General features: G+C 41.8%; 17 protein-coding genes. 11 read left to right on the forward strand and 6 right to left on the reverse strand.

The features are described 5' to 3' along the window. Nucleotides 1–290: 290 nt before the first annotated feature. Nucleotides 291–1,004, forward strand: coding sequence for a GntR family transcriptional regulator (locus HKI82_RS02525; RefSeq protein ID WP_171137098.1), 714 nt, complete (start codon nucleotides 291–293; stop codon nucleotides 1,002–1,004). 16 nt (nucleotides 1,005–1,020) lie between these two features. Here the strand turns inward: HKI82_RS02525 and HKI82_RS02530 are convergent, their stop codons facing one another. Next, nucleotides 1,021–2,220, reverse strand: coding sequence for an enolase C-terminal domain-like protein (locus HKI82_RS02530; RefSeq protein WP_171137099.1), 1,200 nt, complete (start codon nucleotides 2,218–2,220; stop codon nucleotides 1,021–1,023). Between the two features lie 288 nt (nucleotides 2,221–2,508). Here HKI82_RS02530 and HKI82_RS02535 point away from each other — a divergent pair, with 288 nt between their 5' ends. The 5 genes from HKI82_RS02535 to HKI82_RS02555 all read left to right on the forward strand — a co-directional run bounded on the left by HKI82_RS02535 (nucleotide 2,509) and on the right by HKI82_RS02555 (nucleotide 7,843). Continuing rightward, complete coding sequence (locus tag HKI82_RS02535; protein WP_240956640.1) at nucleotides 2,509–3,900, forward strand: PTS transporter subunit EIIC; 1,392 nt, start codon at nucleotides 2,509–2,511, stop codon at nucleotides 3,898–3,900. 360 nt (nucleotides 3,901–4,260) lie between these two features. After that, nucleotides 4,261–5,814: a diguanylate cyclase gene (locus HKI82_RS02540; protein WP_171137101.1), complete on the forward strand. Its 1,554-nt coding sequence runs from the start codon at nucleotides 4,261–4,263 to the stop codon at nucleotides 5,812–5,814. Between the two features lie 246 nt (nucleotides 5,815–6,060). After that, on the forward strand, nucleotides 6,061–6,234 hold the full coding sequence (locus HKI82_RS02545) for a hypothetical protein (RefSeq protein WP_171137102.1): 174 nt from the start codon (nucleotides 6,061–6,063) through the stop codon (nucleotides 6,232–6,234). A 215-nt stretch (nucleotides 6,235–6,449) separates the two neighbouring features. Next, a complete protein-coding gene (locus tag HKI82_RS02550) occupies nucleotides 6,450–7,142 on the forward strand; it encodes a hypothetical protein (protein WP_171137103.1) in 693 nt (230 codons plus the stop codon). A gap of 206 nt (nucleotides 7,143–7,348) precedes the next feature. Further along, nucleotides 7,349–7,843 carry a c-type cytochrome gene (locus tag HKI82_RS02555; RefSeq protein ID WP_171137104.1) on the forward strand — a complete coding sequence of 165 codons (495 nt, stop codon included), beginning with the start codon at nucleotides 7,349–7,351 and terminating at the stop codon, nucleotides 7,841–7,843. 667 nt (nucleotides 7,844–8,510) lie between these two features. Here the strand turns inward: HKI82_RS02555 and rhaM are convergent. From rhaM to rhaB, 4 genes are all read right to left on the reverse strand, one after another. Further along, nucleotides 8,511–8,834 (reverse strand): L-rhamnose mutarotase, encoded by a 324-nt coding sequence (gene rhaM / locus HKI82_RS02560; RefSeq protein WP_171137105.1) that lies wholly within the window; start codon nucleotides 8,832–8,834, stop codon nucleotides 8,511–8,513. A gap of 172 nt (nucleotides 8,835–9,006) precedes the next feature. Beyond that, nucleotides 9,007–9,807 carry a rhamnulose-1-phosphate aldolase gene (rhaD, locus tag HKI82_RS02565; protein WP_171137106.1) on the reverse strand — a complete coding sequence of 267 codons (801 nt, stop codon included), beginning with the start codon at nucleotides 9,805–9,807 and terminating at the stop codon, nucleotides 9,007–9,009. 198 nt (nucleotides 9,808–10,005) lie between these two features. Beyond that, a complete protein-coding gene (locus tag HKI82_RS02570; protein ID WP_171137107.1) occupies nucleotides 10,006–11,265 on the reverse strand; it encodes an L-rhamnose isomerase in 1,260 nt (419 codons plus the stop codon). Nucleotides 11,266–11,275: 10 nt separating this feature from the next. Further along, on the reverse strand, nucleotides 11,276–12,718 hold the full coding sequence (rhaB, locus tag HKI82_RS02575; RefSeq protein ID WP_206361779.1) for a rhamnulokinase: 1,443 nt from the start codon (nucleotides 12,716–12,718) through the stop codon (nucleotides 11,276–11,278). A gap of 431 nt (nucleotides 12,719–13,149) precedes the next feature. Here rhaB and HKI82_RS02580 point away from each other — a divergent pair, with 431 nt between their 5' ends. The 5 genes from HKI82_RS02580 (at nucleotide 13,150) to HKI82_RS02600 (ending at nucleotide 18,191) form a co-directional block, all read left to right on the forward strand. Beyond that, nucleotides 13,150–14,142 carry a TRAP transporter substrate-binding protein gene (locus tag HKI82_RS02580; RefSeq protein ID WP_171137108.1) on the forward strand — a complete coding sequence of 331 codons (993 nt, stop codon included), beginning with the start codon at nucleotides 13,150–13,152 and terminating at the stop codon, nucleotides 14,140–14,142. A 58-nt stretch (nucleotides 14,143–14,200) separates the two neighbouring features. Continuing rightward, a complete protein-coding gene (locus HKI82_RS02585; RefSeq protein ID WP_020328037.1) occupies nucleotides 14,201–14,725 on the forward strand; it encodes a TRAP transporter small permease in 525 nt (174 codons plus the stop codon). Beyond that, nucleotides 14,718–16,025, forward strand: a complete 1,308-nt coding sequence (locus HKI82_RS02590) for a TRAP transporter large permease (protein ID WP_171137109.1) — start codon at nucleotides 14,718–14,720, stop codon at nucleotides 16,023–16,025. Before HKI82_RS02585 ends, HKI82_RS02590 begins: the two co-directional genes overlap by 8 nt. A gap of 24 nt (nucleotides 16,026–16,049) precedes the next feature. Beyond that, complete coding sequence (bglB, locus tag HKI82_RS02595; RefSeq protein ID WP_171137110.1) at nucleotides 16,050–17,192, forward strand: beta-galactosidase BglB; 1,143 nt, start codon at nucleotides 16,050–16,052, stop codon at nucleotides 17,190–17,192. Between the two features lie 192 nt (nucleotides 17,193–17,384). Then, on the forward strand, nucleotides 17,385–18,191 hold the full coding sequence (locus HKI82_RS02600) for a helix-turn-helix domain-containing protein (protein ID WP_102955500.1): 807 nt from the start codon (nucleotides 17,385–17,387) through the stop codon (nucleotides 18,189–18,191). Nucleotides 18,192–18,404: 213 nt separating this feature from the next. On the opposite strand, the gene HKI82_RS02605 is transcribed toward HKI82_RS02600, so the two are convergent. Further along, a complete protein-coding gene (locus HKI82_RS02605) occupies nucleotides 18,405–20,294 on the reverse strand; it encodes a methyl-accepting chemotaxis protein (RefSeq protein ID WP_171137111.1) in 1,890 nt (629 codons plus the stop codon). Between the last annotated feature and the right edge of the window lie 416 nt (nucleotides 20,295–20,710).

Genomic DNA, 20,710 nt, shown 5'->3' on the forward strand with positions numbered 1-20,710 from the left:
CTATTTAGCCCTAAAAAAAGCCCAAATTTCGCCCCAACTTCCTTTTAGTGCATTTTCAGATAACAAAAAACGCCCCAAAGATTTCCTTAGTCTAGGTAGCCAAGTGATCATTTCTTATATCTCTATAAGCTTTAGGAACCCTTTGCTACAAAAAAAGCAGCATCGTTTCTATGTATTAGTCTCAGCAAAAATTCTGGTTTCGCATATTTCATTTGAAAAATCTGGATCAAACATATAAGTTTCTTATACTAATGTTAGAATTCAAAGCGTTATTAAATAAGGGTTAGCACTTGAAAAAGAACGATGAATTGACTCAAGATCTCATCAGTAAAATTCGCCAAGGCATTATCACTGACAAGTTATTATCTGAGCGTGAACTATCCGAGAAATATAAAATTTCTAGGTTTAGTGTTCGGAAATCCCTTGCTAAATTAGAAGCTATTGGTGTGGTAAAATCAAAAGCTGGTTCGGGTTATTTTGTTAACACTTCCATCATCGGTTCATCATTAATATATAACTCTATAACTGAAAATAAATTCTTTGACATCTCTTATAAAAAAATTAAGCTCAATAAGACTCTTCCTACACCACATGAGATGCAAGTGTTTTCTATTAATGATAATGAATATATTTGGAATATAAAAAGACTTAGACTGATAAACGATAAAGTCATCCAAATAGAAACGATGAAGCTTCCTACTAACATGTTTCCTAAAATGGATGAAAAAATCATAGAAAACTCATTTCAGAAACATGTTATTTCATTAGGGCTGAATATTGATAGTTACTTAACGACATATAGAGCTATTAATTTATCAAAAGAAGATTCTGAATTATTCGGATGTAAGCGTTCTAGCGCTGCAATGAACATTACGAATCGTGGTTTTCTTGATTCGGGAGAAGTCTTTGTTGTCAGTGATATTATCGACATCGATTATCAATGTACTTACCACACTCAATTTAACTCAGAAAGCCTTAAATACAGAGATAAAAATGGTCGCTAATAAGCGACCATTTTTATTAAGGTGTATGAATGCTGCCATCGGGTAGTCGACTCTGAGTCCACTCATGTGGTCTATACTCGACTGGAAAATCTTTTGCCGCCTCGATATTAATTTCCACTCCGATACCAATTTCTTCTGATGCATATAAATAGCCATTTTTTGGTTCAGATGCATTAGGAAATACTCTGATAGTGTTTTCACCATAGTGCACATGCTCTTGAATAGCACTATTATGAAGATGTACGTTTAAATGGGTATTTACAGCAGCACCAATAGGCGTCATATCCGGTGGGCAATGCCAAGCAATTCTGACACCAAAGGCTTCGCAGAAGTGGCCAAGCTTCAAAGCAGGAGTGATTCCACCTATTTGAGATACATGACAGCGAATAAAATCAACTCGACGATTTATAATTAAAGATTTCCATTCTTCAGGATTATTAAATAATTCTCCTAATGCTAAAGAGACAGACGACTGATTTCTAATATTATCTAACCATTCCGTTTGATTTATCGGCAAAATGTCTTCAATAAAGTATGGGGAATATTTCTCAACTTCTTTAGAAAATCTTATCGCTTGATTAGGAAACAATCTTTCATGAACGTCATGGAGAATATGAAATCTATTACCATATTTATCACGCAATAACTTAAACATTTTAAGTGTATTATCAATATATTGGTCTTGATCATAATAAGATCCAGGTGTTGGATTCTCTGTTACATGAATATTCTTTGGTACACCACCATAAAAACCTAATTGACAGCGAATATGTTTATATCCTTTTTGTAAATAGGACTCTATTTGCTCATATAAACCGTCCATAGTTTCGCTTGTAGCGTGGGTATATGTTGCTATAGCATCACGAGACTTACCACCAAATAGTTGATGAAGTGGCATACCGGCTAACTTTGCTTTAATATCCCATAAAGCCATATCGATACCGGATATCGCATTATTAATTACTGGGCCGTTCCGCCAATATGCGTTAACCATCATCATTTGCCACAGATCTTCAATATTGTCTGCATTTCTACCAATAATTAAAGGCTTTAAGTATTCATCCACCATCGTCTTTACAGCCAATGGACGTTGTTGGAACGTTGCACAACCAAAACCTTTAATTCCGGATTCAGTTTCAACTATAACTGTAATCAGATTGTGCCTATCGGGTTTGGTTATTATGCACTCAATATTGGATATAATGTTTTTGGTCATATTAAAAGCTCAATCAAGTTCAATCTATTTTTATATAACGCTGAAAAACAGAATATTTCAAGAGCTAAATTTAAGTAAAACACAACTGGTTCGTTTTGAGCCTTCTTTTGCTAAAAAAAACAAACCAATCGCCAAAATAAGTGTATTTTTTAAAAATCCAAATGGTTTGTGTGATTACACTCACTTTTTTAACTCTTATTTTTATAACACCCGTAGGTATGATTACACCAACAAATAACCAAACATCTTGTAGGTACAGTCATGGAAATAACTGAAAACAACAATACGATGGCACCGACTAAATCAGTACATAATCACAGTGAAATGAGTGAACATTTACAATTACTTATAAAAGCTCTAGGTGGACAAGAAAATATTGTAAACATCACTCACTGTATGACTAGGCTGCGCTTTAAGTTGGTAAAGGATGAGTTAGCCAACAAGAGTGAGTTAGAAAAGATAAAGGGCGTCAAAGGCGTCGTTCTTAGCCAAGGTCAAACACAGGTAGTTATCGGTGTGGACGTGGAAAAGTGGTACAACGAACTTTCTGGCATTAGCCAAGTCGATGAAGTTTCTGAAATTGAAAACCGTAAACTGTTTCAGAACGCAATGCGTGTGGTTGCTGGGATCTTTGGACCGGTAGTTCCTGCTATTGCTGGCGCAGGTATGCTGATGGGGTTGCTTTCGGGATTGATTGCAACCAATGTCATCTCTGAAAGTTCAGATACTGTATTCTTTTTTAGATCAATTTCAGTAGCAGTATTCTTCTTTCTACCTATGTTGGTTTCGTTTTCGTCAGCCAAGGTATTCAAAGTAAATGAATACCTTGCTTTGGCTGTAGCTTCTGCAATGCTCGCCCCAAAACTGATAGACAAAGCAGCGATGTTGAAAGCCGCGGGTTCTAGTCCAGAACTCAACGTGTTCGGTATCGTGCCAATTGAACTCATGGGCTATGGTGGTGCAATTGTGCCAGCGATTCTAGCTGTGTGGGTATTATCGAAGATAACACCTCTAGTCGACAGATTAGTTCCTAGTTCAGCTAAACCAGTAATTACACCTCTGCTGGCTTTCGCAGTGACATCTACCGTCGTTCTGTCATTCGTTGCACCTGCCGGTATGTGGGTAAGTAACGGTGCTGGATGGGTAGTGAGTTCTCTTCTTGAAATCTCACCGACTTTGACGGGATTTGTGTTTGGTTTAACTCGACCAATAACCATCGTATTTGGTATTCACCATAGCATGACACCAATCAGCCTGAATAACTTTGCGTTGTATGGTAAAGATTTGCTAATGCCAATCATGTGTTTAGGTAACATGGCGATTGCTGGTGCAACAGTGGCGGTATGGTACAAACAACGTAAACATTCATCAAAAGAGCAGTCATCTATAACAGTAAGCTCTGGGATTACCGCAATTTTGGGAATTACCGAACCAGCTCTGTTTGGTGTACTTACCAAATATACTAAAGCTCTACTGGCTGCGAGTGTTGCAGCTGGGGTCTTCGGTGCAATCTCCGCAACGATTGACACTCATCTAACAACGTACATATTGTCTTCTATATTCAGCGTTCCAGCTTATCTAGCAGGCGGATTACAAAACTTTATCCAAGCTATCTTTGGTATCGTAGGTGTTTTTGTTCTGTCCTTCATACTTACATCTATCGTCGTAAAAACAGAATAATATAGATAGAACTAGCTATTAAAAAGCTCATCACGTTCGTGATGAGCTTTCTACGTCCGCCCCATTTAGTCTAAAGACAAGCCTCAAAAATTGTCCCATAAGGTCATCACTGAAATCTATCTAAACATATTTCTTTTGTCTAAACCTCATGCTTGAGAACTAATCGGTTTATTGGCATTTACTATTTTAGTAATCTAGCGCTAGCTATATCTACTTAAATTATTTAGTCATATCACACTTGAGGTTAACTGGGTTCAGTTCTGCTTTTGGCGTTGAATCGATCTTAGTAGATAGCATTTTGGATTAATTTCTATCTATGGCAGTACGGAATGCGGCATAGATGATACTCATGGCGACCGGATGACTATTCACATACCTACTATTTTTTTAATAATCATCGCAACTGCGGGTACGTTGACGTTATCTGTAGGCTCAGTCACTCGAGCAAAAGAGCAGAAAGAACTGTTGCTATGGACGATAGGTTTAGCACTGCACACTTTGGTTTATATTCTGTTTTTTTTACGAGGACAAATCCCCGCGTTCTTCTCTGTTCTTGTTGCTAATGCTGCGTTATCAGCCAGCTATTCTTTTTTTACTGCTGCGATTGGGGAATTCCTGCATCGCCGAATTTCCAAAGTCTTGTTGGTTGGTCCCCCTTTAGTTTTGGCGGTTATTTTTCCATTTCTCATGGATGACATAAGCGCCCGAATCATCGTTAGCTGCCTAATTTTCAGTATTCAGTGTGCTTGGGCATTGTCTATCTTAATGAATCGTAAAAGGGTTGTTAGTGGGCGAGGCAAATATCTCGTGGTTGCTGGTCTTACGGTCATCATTGCTGTGTTATCGGTGCGAGTTCTCAGCGTCATTATCAAACCAGGTGATATCTCTAGTATGTTGCACCAAACGCCTGTTCAGGTTGCAACCTTCTTTGGTGCATTCATGTCATTAATTCTTTTGTCTAACGGCTTTGTTTTGATGATTAAGGAGCGCGCAGATGAGCACATCCTTCAGATGGCAATGAAAGACCGACTAACAGGAGTATGGAATCGAGTTCGGCTAGAAGAAGAGGCTCCACAGGAGATAGCAAAGCTAGAACGCTATGGGCACCCTACATCACTTCTCATGGTCGATTTAGACCATTTTAAACAAGTGAATGACAAGTATGGGCATGCAACGGGAGACTTGGTGTTAAAGGAATTCTGTGCTGTCGTTCAGTCTTGTATACGAACAACGGATATACTGGCACGCTGGGGTGGGGAAGAGTTTGTTGTCCTGTTGCCTAATAGTGGATTTGCGAGTTCAGCGCCTTTAGCTGAGCGGATTAGGTCGGCTGTCGAAAAACATGAGTTTCCTTATGGGCTGAGTGTTACAACGAGTATTGGTATAGCGAGTTGCCAACCTTCGGATTCTTGGAGTTCATGGTTAGATCGCGCTGACCAAGCGTTATATCGAGCCAAATCGACTGGTCGAAATCGTGTTGAAGTGGAGAATACGCCAACCCAATCCGATACTTCTAAGACCAACATTGTTGAGTTAGTGTGGCGACCTGCTTACGAATCAGGTAATGCAGTGATCGATGCTCAGCACAGAGCGCTACTCGAACATTCGAATATTCTCTTGCAGGCGATTTTGGATAATAGGGATAAATCAGGGATATCCAAGTTAGTGGATTGCCTGATTTCTGCTATAGAGCAGCACTTCAATGATGAAGAAACTATATTGCAAAAGGCCGGATATTTGGACTGCAAGCATCACATCGAACTTCATGCAAAGCTTATAGAGAGAGCTAGACGGCTATCAAAGCTTTTCTTTGATGGTCAAGTCAGCGAAAGTGAACTTCTTCACTTCATCATGTACGAAATGGTCACTCAACACATTCTCATAGAGGATAGAAAATACTTCCCCATGTTGTAACCTCACTCCTCGACAACTTTGTTTTTGAATGGCCCAAATCATGGGGTAGTTCACTCATGTCTAGCTTGTTGTATATCCGCAACTTATCGACGAGATAACCTTCCTCCCCGCGCTTCACATCATCTGTTTTTCTTAAAGACCTACATCCTTGTCAGATGCCGCTTAAATAAGCACGAAGTGGTTTTGTCTGACCGCTTGGTGATTTATTGTTCAATGATTGGGGCGATAACACTAATAGGTTTAACTATGTCTGTGTATTCAATTAGTTATGGAACAAAGTCGAATGAGCAGGCTAAAGCTGTGATTGAAGAGGTATTAAATGGCTCTAAGGCGGTTCAACTCAACGAAGAGTGTTGGTTTTTAGACACAGCACTTTCCAAAACTGAAGTGATAGATAAGTTATATCGCCGAACTCGATGAACCTTTTTGTACCGTTACTCGGTTATGTTTCGGTGATTGGCTGCAAAAAGCCTATACAACTGAAGTGATTACATGGCTGACCCACCCTGTAAGAAGTTGGTGGTAAGGGAAGAGTTAACTATTCACGTTTAAGGCAACGGTTGTTTTCCTCATATTGTGCTGTTGAATAGCACCGTTACTTAATGTTTTATCTCTCTGTTTTTATAGTGGTTTTTATGGGAAATAACATTCGAAAGTTGATAGTTGAGAGGCTCATGTTAAGCAATGTTGAGCTTTCTGGTTTGTTTGATGGTAAAGGCTTTAACCATGAGCAACTGAGACGATTGTTTCCTATGCTTTCCACTAAACTTCTACGCCAGTCTGATAAATTTATGAGTATCATGATAGCGGAGGCGGACGCTAGTGCCTGCCAAAGAATATGTGCTTCAAAAGCGTATAAAGAGTTTATTTCTACGGCTTCTAATCGCGAATTATGCGAGCAAATTGATCTATCATTAAAGCGCTGTGAAATGAGTCTGGAGCAGTGCTATAAAGTCGTCAAAGATATTCTTCCGTCTGAGATTGAACTTCATGAACAAATCGATCCTCAAGGGAAACTTTTTCTAAAGAACATCACCATTTCTTATGTGCTTAATTCATTACTTCATTTGTTGCTTGAGAATGATCCTTATATCACGGTCACTTGGGGCCCTTATATCGGACCTGATGATTCAGAGATTAGGCCTGAATGGTTTGGTAAATCGTTATTTTTAAATCACGCACAGTCCAATGGCTTTGATGTGGGCAATGGATTGGAGTATGGAACATTTGAATGCTACACCAATCAAGTTAATCAGAAGCTAATTAATGAGTTAAAGAATTCGTTATGCCTCTCTATATATCAAAAGTTAAAGCGGCGACTGTTTTAACTCTCTTGTATGCTTTATTTATTATTTATTATTTATTTTCAATTGGTTATGTTTAAAAAACAAAAACCTAGAGTAAGTGGGTTTATGACCCATAACACACCAAAAGCGTCAAATAGAACCTATCATTTTAGTAACAGTTTACTTTGTAGCGCCTTTGTTGAACTAAGCATTGTTTAACTTAGCAGGGAGCTAAAAGGAGTGTTCTCATGTTACCAAAACAAACTCGCTTAGGAATGTTACTCGCTGCACTGATAATTACAGGATGCGATATGTCATTTAGACCTATGTATTCTGGGAGCGATAAATCTATTACTTATCCTACAAACGGTGAGCAAATTTATTTCACCGGAAGAAACAAAGACGGGCGCCAGCTAGCCAACCTAGGCGGGAATATGCACGCGCGGATGCACTTAGTCGCCTGTGCTGATTGTCATGGTTTGCAGCGCGAAGGTGGTCTAAGAATGTACCCAACATTTTGGCTTGTTGCTCCGTCTTTAACCAGTGAAAGCTTGTTTGGTGACCACCATGGCGATCATGATGACCATCAGGCTTATACGCGAGAGAGTCTCAAAAAAGCCATAACTAGCGGGATTGAGCCGTCTGGCGAAGAATTGGATCCAAGGATGCCTCGTTGGGTGATGAGTGACGTCGACTTGAACGACTTGGTCGAGTATTTAGCTAACGATGAGTCTCATCATTAATCCAAGACGTAGCGGGACCACTAAAGAATATGGCTTATTACTAGTGTCGCTTTAAGTGCTTTTGGCTGATTTTATCGTGGTTCGAATGACTTGTTTGTTTGGGCTAAGATGCAGATGATTGCTTGTCTTTATTTTCTGCGGTATCTGAACCCTAAGTGGCTATAAGTATTGGGGTAAAAATATAGGTAAGAACGGCTGCACAAACCAAGGGAAAGATGATAGCCAGAATGCTGACGATGACCGAGTTATCGATACCCGTTGGTGGCTCAATCTGAACGATGAGAAATAATCCAGGCATTCCTAGGGAATACACTTTGGCTTAAAAATAAGCCACGACGCTGAACCCAATTGCAACGGATAAACAGCCAAAAATAAATGGCCACTTGAGAGGGAGGTTAATGCCGTAAATGGCCGGTTCTGTCACACCAAACACAGCGGTAAGCGCTGCTGTTCCTGCATAGTTTTTCGTTGATGAAATAGATACTTTTCGAGATTCACACCGACACACGCTAGATATAAATGATGTAGTGTAAATTTAGGTGTATGAAATCCTAATTACTAGTTGGTAGGATATTGAAATGAATTTTATCTCTGTTTGGCTACCGCACTATATCGTTCACTAAAATGAACCACATAGAGCAGTAGTGAGGGACCTAAATACGAAACGCTAGGCCAGGTAGAATACTGAGCTGAGCGATATTGATTGCGGTGAGTTATCTGGGTTGGTCGCCATGATGTCTTGCATATAAGACCACCATTTTTTGCAAATTGCTGTATCAGCAACTTGGAGCCAACGCTCCTCGCTCTCAATTTCGACATACCCAAACAACTGATTGGTATCTTCATGAAGAAAAATCGAATAGTTGTGACTACCGTGACTTTTCAGTATATCGACCAACTCTGGCCAAATCTCGTCATGTCGTTTTTTGTATTCTGCTTTACAGTCTTCATTTAGCTGCATGACAAAGCCTTTGCGAATTAGATTATTCACGAGTTTACTCTCCTATGCTCTATCACTGGGTGTGATGTGTTTTGCTGCTGATAGTCACTCCTTTTTCGCTACCGTATTGATTAGGTAGAAACTCAATAGGTGCAGTAACTGCACCTATAAAGGAGTTGTTTTTTGGGGATGAAACAAACTTAAATAGTTCGATATTTAAGAGTTATAAGTTAAATACGCGTTTCAGTATTTCCATGTTTTCTTTGGTAACACCTTCTGGCTCATAACCTGCTGATGTGCACATTAGGTACAGCTTTGCCCCTTTGTTTGCTACATCAATGTAGTCGAATGCTTGTAGTACGTCTGCACCTGATGCGGTTGCGCCGTGTTTTTCCCAAATCGCTACGTCATTAACGAGCAGTGCGGCTGTAGTCCCGTCAGCTAACTCTTCTGATGAAGGCAGGCAGTAAGGAATCATTCCGATACCGCGAGGTACGAAGGCGCGCACTTCTGGCAACATTTTCCAGCACGTGTGAGTGAATAGCTCACTGCTTTTTGAGATATCAGGATGATGAGACAGTGCAATCAGCTCTAGCGGGTGAGTGTGAACCACTGATCTATGGTCAGAGCCTGCTTTTCTTTTCTCAACCAGAATTTTAATGTGGCTGATAAATTCAGAAGTTGGAGCAAAATCTGCGCTTGCTTTACCACCCCAAAGAATTTGATAGCCGTTCGCTTCTGCGTTGATTTGAAGTACACAACCTGCATATTGAGGCTCACGAAGTTCGCGAATACGTTGACCAGTACCTTTTACGTAATAGATGCGACCCGCACTTTCCATCGGTAGTTGAAGTGGTAGTGCTTTCACTGGCACATCTACCGTTGGAATCTCGTCGAATAGGTCTGTTACATCAACGGAGATATTGCCACCGTTACGCTCTGCCCATTCACGTTGCCACAGATATTGAGAAACTTCGCTGACTTTCTCGATTTCGCACATTACTGCGTCGTTTAGTTGAATCATTTTTTGTACCTTATGTGTTTAACTAAACCAGCCAGATATACTCTTCCTACTTGAAGCCGCAGTTGTGTTGTCTACGTTCGTTCACCCCAATCACATAGTTATCTATGCTCATGGGGATTCACTCACTTGCCGCCTACCTGCAACTCCAAGTAGTTTGAGTATCTAAAATCTGACTTGTCTGTTATTGAGCAATTTGTATTAACGAGTAGCCAGAATGGTTGCTTCGTAGTCTTTGACGTCGTTGATCCAGTCAAAGCCCACAGGTACTTCGTTTTGTAGACAGTGGTAATCCCAAACCGCTGCCCAAGGCAGAGAATGAGCTTCCTCAATCAAACCAAGGCGAGAGGTGTAGTCGAACGCTTGCTCTGCTGCTTTTAGTTGGTCAACAGGTTCTAGCAGTGCTTTCAGTAGTGCTTTTTGTGCGTTGCGAGTACCGATAACCCATGCTGCGATGCGGTTGATAGAAGCATCGAAGAAGTCCAAACCAATCGCTACGCGATCAAGCAGTTTGTTGCGTACGATTTCGCGCATGATGGCTTGAGTTTCGTCATCGAAAGACACTACGTGGTCAGAGTCCCAACGAACTGGGCGAGTCACGTGCAGTTGTATGTCGTTAACATATAGTGATACTGCACTGATTTTATCGCTGATAACTTCAGTTGGGTGGAAGTGACCTGCGTCTAGGCAAAGTGCTGTTCCACGAGTTGCCGCGTAAGCTAGGTAAAACTCGTTGCTACCCACTGTGTAAGCTTCTACGCCGATACCGAACACTTTGCTCTCAACTGCGTCTTTGTGGAATGCAGGGTCGATTTTCTCAGCCAGTGCTTTATCCAAAGAGTCAGCCAGACGTGCGCGTGGCGATAGGCGGTCTACCGGTTGGTCTTTCATGCCATCTGGGATCCAGATGTTCATAAATGACGTTGTACCCAGTTCACGACCAAAGTATTCAGAAACCTTACGGCTTGCTTTTACGTGTTCAATCCAGAACTGGCGGATCTCTTCATTTGGATGAGAAAGTGTTAAGCCATCACTTGCTTTCGGATGTGAAAACAGAGTTGGGTTGAAATCTAAACCAAGGTTTTTCTCTTTTGCCCACTCAACCCAACGAGCAAAGTGCTCAGGTTTGATTTGGTCACGTTCTACGAATTCATCAGCATCAATGTAAATCGCATGCAGGTTTACGCGTTTTTTACCCGGGATCAGTGAGAAGGCTTTCTCCATATCGGCACGCAGTTGTGCTGGCGTTTTTGCCGCACCAGGGTAGTTACCCGTTGCTTGGATGCCGCCACTTAGCGTGGTCTCTGGCGATTCAAACCCACGCACGTCATCGCCTTGCCAGCAGTGCATTGAAATAGGCGTCTGGTTTAGTTGCTCTAGAGCTTTATCTGCATCTACACCGTATTTTTTGAAAACTGACTTTGCTTGCTCGTAAGCTGCAATGATTTGCTCTTTGCTCATTGTGTTTACCTTATTTAATAATCTGCTGGAACTGGGATTTGATTTGTTCTAATCCCTCAATTGGGTTGGCTGAAAAATGTTTCACATCAGAAGAGGCATCAATAATTTGGCGACCTTCTTCCAACGAGTGAATAACGTCACAAGCAATGAACTGGTTGATAACATTGCCCAGTGCGGATGCTTCGGTTGGTTCTGTTGAAACTGGAATTTGGCATACGTCAGCGCATAGCTGGTTAAGGAACTTATCCTGAGTACCGCCACCGACAATGCGCAGTTCTTTGATCTCTTTACCTGTCACTTCTGCCAGTTCAGAAAGCACTTTGTCGTAAGCCAAAACTAAGCTGTCGTAGATACAGCGAATCACTTCAGACAAGCTTTCTGGCGCTTCGAGATCGCGTTTTTTGAACCAGTTTTTAATCGCTTGCGTCATTGACGCTGGGTTTAAGAAGTCGTTGTCATTTGGGTTAACAATGTACTTAAACGGCTGTGCTTGGCGCGCCAATGCAGCGATATCAGGGAAGGTGAGGGATGGATTTTCCGCTTTAATACGTTGGATTAACCACAATCCCATGATGTTTTTCAGAACGCGATAACGTCCATCCACACCACCTTCATTAGTAAGGTTGTATTGGTAAGCCAGATCACCTGTATAGGGTTCTAAGCTTTCAATGCCGACCAATGACCAAGTACCTGAACTTAGGTAAGCCATGTTTTCATGGGCAATAGGGGTTGCTGCAACCGCTGACGCGGTATCGTGGCTGGCGACTGAACAAACTGGGATTTGCACATCACCAACGTGGTACTGACCGACAATGCGGTTTGGCATTGTCGGTGGCAGGAACCAATCCATTTTCGCGCCACATGCTTTGATAAGTTCGCTGTTCCAAACTTTCTCTTTGCAATCCAAAAGTTGGCTGGTGGAAGCATTGGTATACTCGCAATGCTTAACGCCAGAGAGTTTGTAGTTGAGGTAATCAGGAATGAACAGCAGGGTATCAATTTCACCGAACCATTCAGGCTTCTGATCTGAAATCGCTTTTAACTGGTTAATGGTGTTGAACGATAAGAACTGAATACCAGTAGTGCGGTAAATGTCTTGCAGTGACAACTGGCTGTCTGCCAACAGTTTGTCTTGTACGCCTTCTGTACGAGCATCGCGATAGCTAACAAATTCACCTAGGTGTTTGCCGAATTTGTCGAGTAGAACAAAGTCCACGCCCCATGTATCAATACCTAACGAACAGACTTCGATACCCGTTGCGATAACCTTATTAATCCCGACCTTGATCTCTTCTAAGATTGAGTACAGATCCCAGCATGACTCATTGCCATGAACCACCTGTTGATTTTGGAAACGGTGGAACTCTTCCAAACGAATCTTTCCGCTCTCTAGATATCCAACCATAACACGTCCACTTGATGCGCCTAGGTCGATCGCGATTACTGCTTTCATAATGCTTAATACCTCTGAATATTTAGGAGTATTAAAGCGGGTTTCAAATTAAAAAAACTTCAAAATTCAGCCAGTGAAAAATGAGGTAAGGAGTTTTTGCAAAGAAAAGAAAGCTTCAATTCAAAAAATTTAAAGTTGCTTGAAAATATCGGCCGATATTCTTGAAGTCGCTATTTAAGGCATAACAAAGGTTTTGATGGCTATATAAAAGGCAATTTGAACCCTGGCATTTGGATTTTGATTAAAAAACCAAAAGTGTGACCCTTCACCGTGAGGGTATGACGAATTAGACGGTCAAAAATTAAAGGTGGCGAAATTTTAAAGGTGACTCGTTTTTGAAAGCGCCATGATAGACCCATCAAATAACAACGCTGCCAAACAGTGTTATCGATAAACCAATAACAAGCATAACAATCAACTTGGAGGATATTATGTCCCGACTCTACAACCCGATTACTAAAGCGCTACTTGCTTCTGCCATGTTACTACCATTCGGTGCACACGCTGCAACTGTGCTAAAAATGGCCTACGCAGACAACAGCCAGCCTGTAAAAGATGCTCTTCAGTACATCGGTGAAGCAGTGGCTAAAAAAACCAACGGTGAAGTAACGATTCAATACTTCCCTGATAGTCAACTAGGTGGCGAACGCGAGTTGGTTGAAATGACTCAAGTTGGCGCAATCGATATGACCAAAGTGTCTTCTGGTCTACTTGAGAGCTTCTCTCCACTTTACGGTGTTTTCTCACTACCTTACCTTTTCGAAAACCAAGACAGCTTCTACCGTGTGATGGATAACAAAGACATCATGAAAACGGTATACCAATCAACAGAAGCTCAAGGATTCGCTGGTGTGGGTTGGTACGACTCAGGTGCGCGTAGCTTCTACATGAGCAAAGGCCCTGTGAAAACTCTTGCTGACCTTAAAGGTAAGAAAATCCGTGTAATGCAGAGTGAAACGTCGATTGAAACTATGAAACTTTTAGGCGCTTCTCCAATCGCAATGAGCCAAGCAGAAGTGTATACCTCACTTCAACAAGGCATTCTTGATGGCGCAGAAAACAACGAATTCGCTATCACTATCGCGCGTCACGGTGAAGTAGCGAAATTTTACAGCTACGACATGCACACTCGCATTCCAGACGTAGTGATCATGAGTAACGTAACTAAGAGCAAGCTCACACCAGATCAACTAACCGCACTTCAAGAAGCAATCGATGAGTCAATCGAACTTGAGAAGAAACTATGGAAAGAAGAGATGGTTAAGACTCAAGAGCTAGCGAAGAAAGAGTTCGGTGTTGAGTTCTTTGATATCGACCAAGCACCTTTCAAAGCTGCAGTTCAACCAATTTATGAAAAGCTGAAAGGCAAACCTCAAGTGTACGCACTGTATGAGCAAATCAATAAAGTTGAACAAGCAAAATAGTAGTAACAAAGGATAGAAGCCCTCGGGCTTCTATCTCGATTGATTGGTCGAGGTTCCCATGAAAATTATAAGAAAGTGGCTTGATAGAACCATTGAAGTGTTTGCCTGCGCGGTAACGACGATGATGGTATTGGTGGCTTGCTGGCAGGTAATTAGCCGCTATGTTTTTAACGACCCGAGTACCTTCTCTGAAGAGCTACTTCGATTTTCGTTAGTATGGTTATCTGTGATTGGCTTGGCTTATGTAGCCGGTAAATCAGAACACATCGCCCTCACACTGTTCTTAGATAAGTTTCCTAAAAACTTAGTGAAATACTGGAATATGTTAATCCAGGTCGTATTCATCCTTTTTGCCATCTACATCATGATCATTGGTGGCTGGAAGGTTTCAAGCAACGCCATGATGCAAGTTTCCCCAGTTCTACAACTGTCCATGGGGAAGGTTTACTACGCACTGCCTCTGTCTGGCGTGCTCATTATTGTCTACAGCGTAATGAACATCGTCGATCTGTTTAAAGCGCAACCGGTTAAAGCCAGTGACAACGATAAAGGTTCTTTAGTAGGAGATAAACAGTATGACTGATCCAATTACTGCTGCCAGTATCATGATCGGGGTGTTCGTACTTTTACTGGTGTTAGGTACCCCAATTGGTTTGTGTATCGTTATCGCATCAGGCGCAACAGTCATGTTGGTGCTGCCATTTGATATTGCGATGTTCACAACCGCTCAGAAAATGTTTTCAAGTTTAGATAGCTTTGCACTGCTTGCTGTACCGTTCTTCGTTCTCTCTGGTGTGATAATGAATAATGGTGGCATAGCGACCCGTTTGGTGAACTTCGCCAAGCTGTTTACTGGTCGAATTCCAGGTTCTCTTTCTTACACTAACATCGCGGGCAATATGCTTTTCGGCGCGGTTTCGGGTTCTGCGATAGCAGCGTCAACCTCTATCGGTGGTGTGATGATCCCAATGAGTGCGAAAGAAGGTTACAACCGCAGTTTCGCTTCAGCGGTAAACATTGCATCGGCGCCGACGGGTATGTTGATTCCACCAACGACGGCATTCATTCTTTATGCGCTGGCGAGTGGCGGTACATCCATTGCGGCACTATTTGCTGGTGGTTTGGTCGCGGGTAGCTTGTGGGGCGTAGGCTGTATGGTTATCACCTACATCGTCGCTAAGCGTAACAACTACACCAACTTCTTTACGCTGCAAAAAGGCATGGCGTTAAAAGTGACTCGCGAAGCTCTGCCAAGTTTGCTACTGGTAGTGATTATCGTGGGCGGTATTGTTAAAGGTATCTTCACGGCGATTGAAGCATCAGCCATTGCGGTTGTGTACACCGCGTACTTGACGCTTATTCTCTACAAAACAATCTCTGTACGTGACATGCCAAAAATCATCATTCAGACCTTTGTCATGACAGGTGTGATCATGTTCCTGCTGGCGACATCATCTGCAATGTCATTTGCGATGTCTATGACAGGTATTCCAGCGGCACTGAGTAAGTTAATTCTTGGTATCTCTGATAGCCCTGCGATCATCATGTTGGTTATCACACTGTTTATTCTGATTGTTGGTGCCTTCATGGATATCGGCCCTGCAATTTTGATTTTCACACCAATTCTTCTTCCTATCGTGCAGAAAATTGGCGTTGACCCAGTACACTTCGGCATCTTAATCGTATTCAACCTAGCGATTGGTACCATTACACCGCCTGTAGGTAGCGGCTTGTATGTGGGGGCGAGTGTAGGGCAAGTGAAAGTGGAAGATGTGATTAAACCACTGATTCCGTTCTATATTGCGATCATTTGTGTACTGATGCTAATTACTTATATCCCTGAACTAACTCTATTTTTACCAAGACTACTTGGTGTTATGTAATCGAATTTAAGGACTCTTATTATTATGAAAATCTTTCCTGTAAAACATAGCGCTTTGCTTCGTCGCGTAGAACGCACTCATCCACGCAGCGTTGTGGTCGATAAAATTGAAAGCCTAATCAATAACCTCATCAACATTCACGATGAAACGGGTGAGTTCCTGCTTCACCTTGACGATGGACGTACTATTGATACTAAAGGTTGGGCTGGTTGGGAGTGGACGCACGGTATTGGTCTTTACGGTATGTACAAGTACTACCAACAAACCAATGACCAGAGTGTAGTGAACATCATTGATGAATGGTTTGAAGACCGTTTCTCTGAAGAGCAAGCAACTAAAAACGTGAACACGGTATGTCCGTTTTTAACTTTGGCTTACCGTTATGAAGAAACAAAAGACCAATCTCTAGTCCCTTACTTAGAAACATGGGCAGACTACGTGATGTACCAAATGCCGAAAACTAAGAGCGGCGGTATTCAGCACATTGTTTATAACAGCGAAAACCACGAGCAAATGTGGGATGACACACTGATGATGAGTGTTATGCCGTTAACTAAGATTGGTTTGTTGCTGAACCGCCCTGAATACATTGAAGAAGCGAAATACCAGTTCCTAACGCACATTCAATACTTAACAGATCGCGAAACAGGTGCATGGTTCCATGGTTGGACATTCGACGGTAACCACAACTTTGCGAATGCTCGTTGGGCTCGCGGTAACAGCTGGGTAACGATTGTTATTCCTGATTTCCTTGAGCTTTTAGATCTACCAGAGCACGATGCATTCCGTCGTCACTTGGTTCACATCCTAGAGCGTCAAATTGAGGTGCTTGCGAAATACCAACAAGCGAATGGCTTGTGGTGCACACTGTTGGATGATGAATCTTCATATGTTGAAGCATCCGCAACGGCTGGTTTTGCATACGGCATTTTGAAAGCGGTACGTAAGCGCTATATCGATCCAAAATACGCAGAAATGGCTTACAAAGCAGTGGATGCGTTAATCACAGATTACATCAATGAATCCGGCGAGCTAGTGAATGTTTCGTTCGGTACTGCGATGGGGCAGGACTTGGATTACTACCGTACAATTCCATTGACTTCAATGCCTTACGGCCAGTCTATGGCAATTCTATGTTTGTCTGAATACCTACGTACTTATCTGTAATTAAAATCTATCCTCCCGTTTAATTTGGTAGTGGAAGTTTGCCCCATTGTTCTGATGGGGCTTTTTTAATGTGTGAGTCGTCCGACATTTGATTAGGACAGATTGCACAGAAATCACACATTTTATATCAGTTTATTGCACCTCTTTGGATGCAGTCTCAATATGAACTTGGTGTTCAATGGAGGTAAAACAATGTTTCAACTTAGTGGTGAAGAGTTTTTTAAGCACTCTGACTCTGCAGTTTGCACTGAAGTTCGCGCACCTCAAGCGGATTATCCTGAGCATTCTCATGACTTCCACGAATTGATCATTGTGACTAAGGGAGCAGGGCAGCATATCTTGAATGATACGCCCACCAACTTGGCGCAAAACTACATTTGCTACATCACACCTAGCGATCGTCATATGTATGAGCAAGTCGAAAACCTGCATCTAACCAATATTCTGTTTAAGAAAAATCGTCTCTCATACAGTCCGATTTTGAAGAACTTCTTGCCTAACGAAAGTTCTGACTCGAAGAGCTGGTTTATCACTAATCAGACCATGTCCAAAGTTGAGCAAATATTGCAGCAATTGGATCACGAGTCTCGTTCGAATACGGTGGAATCGCGTCTGATGATGGAAGTGTTGTTTCAACACCTAGTGGTTGAAATTTCCCGTGGGCGTCTGACATCACAATCCAATGATGTGAACGACAATATCATTCTTAAAGTGATTGACTGGTTACAAAGAAACTACAGTGAAGATGTCTGTATCAACGAGATTTCAGACAAATTTAAGATTTCTTCTCGTTCATTGAGCCGAAAAATAAAGCAAGTGACCAATCTGTCCTTTAACAACTATGTGCATCGTGTGCGGATTAATAATGCGATGGATCTGCTGCAAAGTACGGACAAATCAATTACTGATATCGCGTTTGAAGTGGGCTACAAAGACAGCAACTATTTCAGCACTAAGTTTAAACGCTTTACTAAAAAGACACCGTCCCAGTATCGTTAATGCGTCAGTATTTAAGCTGCTGAAAAAACTAAGATTGTCATTCTATTACTAACAGATCCCAATGATTAAAATCTACAGAGTAAGACGCTCTCTGCTTATCGAACTACTGCAAGTTGGCATTATAGAAATCGTTGATTTTAACGTTCAAAGACCTTATCAAGTTTAAGCGCACAAAAGAAACCAATATCCTTTTGTGCGCTTTGGCTTTAGGGGTTAGATCTTAAAGCGTCCTATTTGTTTTTCTAGCTGAACAACCAAGTCACGGAGCGTATGGGCTTCGTTTTCACCTTCTGCTGCGTCTTGTGCTAGGCCGTTACTGAGTTCACGAACAGACTCTGTGTTTGTGTTGATTTCAGAGGTAACGAGCGATTGCTCTTCTGCGGCAGATGCGATTTGTGTTGCCATATCACTGATCATGCTTATTGCTTGGCTAATTTGCTGGAGCTGGTCACCCATATGCTGAACGTCATCAACGCTGGTTGTCACTAACGAGTGACTATGAGTCATTGCTGATACCGCTTCGCCAGTCACTTTCTGTAATCCTTCAATTTTTGATTGGATCTCTTCTGTTGACTGATGTGTTCTTTGCGACAAAACACGTACTTCATCGGCAACCACAGCAAAGCCTCGTCCATGTTCTCCCGCTCGAGCTGCTTCTATCGCTGCGTTAAGAGCGAGTAGGTTAGTTTGTTCTGCAATCGATCGGATGGTGGAAAGAATGGTTGAGATTTCTTGAGTGTGATTCTCCAACTCACCAATGATTTTGGTGGAGTTGTTGAGCTCTGATGCCAATTGGTTAATTGAATCAATGCTTTTTTGCATCTGTTCATAACCCGCTTGCCCAAGTGTGACCGATTCATTGGCATTTTTCGCCGTACTTTCTGCGTTATTGGCGATTTCAGCGGTTGCTGCAGCCATCTCTGTCACTGCCGTTGCTACCATAGTGATTTCGTCTTGCTGCATACTGACTCGTGAACTACGAGTTGATGCAGATTTCGCAGATAGATCAGCATTTCGGTTGATGGATAAGGTGATATCGCGAACGTTCACCATAATGGTGTGTAAGCTGCCAACAAACTGGTTAAATTTCTCAGCTAAGATTCCCACTTCATCGTTGCTCCTCACCTCAAGTCTTTGAGTGAGATCGCCGTTACCTTCTGCGATGTCAGTTAGCGCTTTAGTGATATGAGACAAGCCTTGAAGCTGTTTGGAGACAACTGTTGATGCCACTATACCTAGAACAATAAGAATACCTGCGGCAATCAGTAACTGATTGAGCAAGGTAGCAAAAATGGGTTCTTCTAGAGTTTTCTTGTCTAAAACAACAACCAGCATCCAATCCGTATTCTCAATCGATTTACTGGCGATGATTTTTGCTCGGTCATCTAATTGAATTTCAAATTGCGAACGGTTGTCTGAAGAGTTCTTTAGTTGTTGCCATGTCAGGTCTGGATGAATATCCGCAATCGGTTTTAACACCAGATCAGCGTTGTTGTGCGCAACAATATTACCTTTAGAGTTCACTAAGAAAGCGTAGCCATTGCCGGGAACGGATATCGATAAAACATCCTTCGCCAGCTTATCTAGCGCTAAGTTAGAACCGACTACGCCAATAATGTTTCCATTAACCGTTACAGGAGAGGCGAGTGTCACCACTAAAGCTTTCATCGTGACGCTGACGTATGGGTCTGTGGTAACGGGTTTCTTCTCCTGCATGGCTAATTTATACCAATCGCGCACTCGAGGATCGTAACCCGCTTTATTAAGCGAGGGATCTTGCCTGAACATTTCGCCTTGTTCGTTGCCGTAATAGCTGAGGCCAAAGCTACCTGAAGTCATCAATTGTCGCAGATGAGGAACCAAATCTAAGTCTGGGTTAGCTTCAATCTCTTTTTTCATGCCTTCAACAGCGAGCTGTTTGTCATGAAACCAAACACCAATGCCGCTGCTGTATGCCTTAAGTGTGTTGTGACTTTCACTGTAAATGTTTTTCCAACTTTCTTCTTTGCTGGACTGATAACTCACGATAACCAAAGCGATAGCAGTAATGGCAATAGCAATCAGTGTTGATACCAAGACCTTTGTTTTTAACGTCAGACTCATAGGTTTTATCCCTTCCAATGCTTAGTCTAAATAATCATTTGTTCTAATGATTGTTTAAACTATAACAACTGCGTGAAAGATATATGTTGCATGTGTCTAACTATTGGTCGCTCTTGCTGTGGCTTTTATTCGTTTTTGTGCGCTCAAATTACTTCCTGCCTAAGCGGTGTTCGGTCTAATAATGTGACGAGTGGCATATGATTTTATGGCTCTGCGAAAGAGTTTGAATATAAAGAGATGGCAAGCTAAAGAATAAATGCGGATTACAGATAAGTGCGGATCGTCATCCATTCAACGAAGTTATTCATGAGACAAGTTGAATCTAGTGAGAGCATGGACTTAGCTTAAAGCGCTGGAGAACGGGGTTATTAAATAGAAAGTATTATATTGTTCGGTGAAACAATAGAGGGAATTAG

It is taken from the genome of Vibrio plantisponsor (genome assembly GCF_013041605.1).
GTDB classification, from domain to species: Bacteria; Pseudomonadota; Gammaproteobacteria; order Enterobacterales; family Vibrionaceae; genus Vibrio; species Vibrio plantisponsor.

Coding starts and splice junctions, on each gene's coding strand:
- HKI82_RS02530 (WP_171137099.1), bottom strand. CDS start 2,220: ATGACCAAAAACATTATATCCAATATTGAGTGCATAATAACCAAACCC.
- HKI82_RS02535 (WP_240956640.1), top strand. CDS start 2,509: ATGGCACCGACTAAATCAGTACATAATCACAGTGAAATGAGTGAACAT.
- HKI82_RS02540 (WP_171137101.1), top strand. CDS start 4,261: ATGACTATTCACATACCTACTATTTTTTTAATAATCATCGCAACTGCG.
- HKI82_RS02545 (WP_171137102.1), top strand. CDS start 6,061: ATGTCTGTGTATTCAATTAGTTATGGAACAAAGTCGAATGAGCAGGCT.
- HKI82_RS02550 (WP_171137103.1), top strand. CDS start 6,450: ATGGGAAATAACATTCGAAAGTTGATAGTTGAGAGGCTCATGTTAAGC.
- HKI82_RS02555 (WP_171137104.1), top strand. CDS start 7,349: ATGTTACCAAAACAAACTCGCTTAGGAATGTTACTCGCTGCACTGATA.
- rhaD (WP_171137106.1), bottom strand. CDS start 9,807: ATGATTCAACTAAACGACGCAGTAATGTGCGAAATCGAGAAAGTCAGC.
- HKI82_RS02570 (WP_171137107.1), bottom strand. CDS start 11,265: ATGAGCAAAGAGCAAATCATTGCAGCTTACGAGCAAGCAAAGTCAGTT.
- rhaB (WP_206361779.1), bottom strand. CDS start 12,718: ATGAAAGCAGTAATCGCGATCGACCTAGGCGCATCAAGTGGACGTGTT.
- HKI82_RS02580 (WP_171137108.1), top strand. CDS start 13,150: ATGTCCCGACTCTACAACCCGATTACTAAAGCGCTACTTGCTTCTGCC.
- HKI82_RS02585 (WP_020328037.1), top strand. CDS start 14,201: ATGAAAATTATAAGAAAGTGGCTTGATAGAACCATTGAAGTGTTTGCC.
- HKI82_RS02590 (WP_171137109.1), top strand. CDS start 14,718: ATGACTGATCCAATTACTGCTGCCAGTATCATGATCGGGGTGTTCGTA.
- bglB (WP_171137110.1), top strand. CDS start 16,050: ATGAAAATCTTTCCTGTAAAACATAGCGCTTTGCTTCGTCGCGTAGAA.
- HKI82_RS02600 (WP_102955500.1), top strand. CDS start 17,385: ATGTTTCAACTTAGTGGTGAAGAGTTTTTTAAGCACTCTGACTCTGCA.
- HKI82_RS02605 (WP_171137111.1), bottom strand. CDS start 20,294: ATGAGTCTGACGTTAAAAACAAAGGTCTTGGTATCAACACTGATTGCT.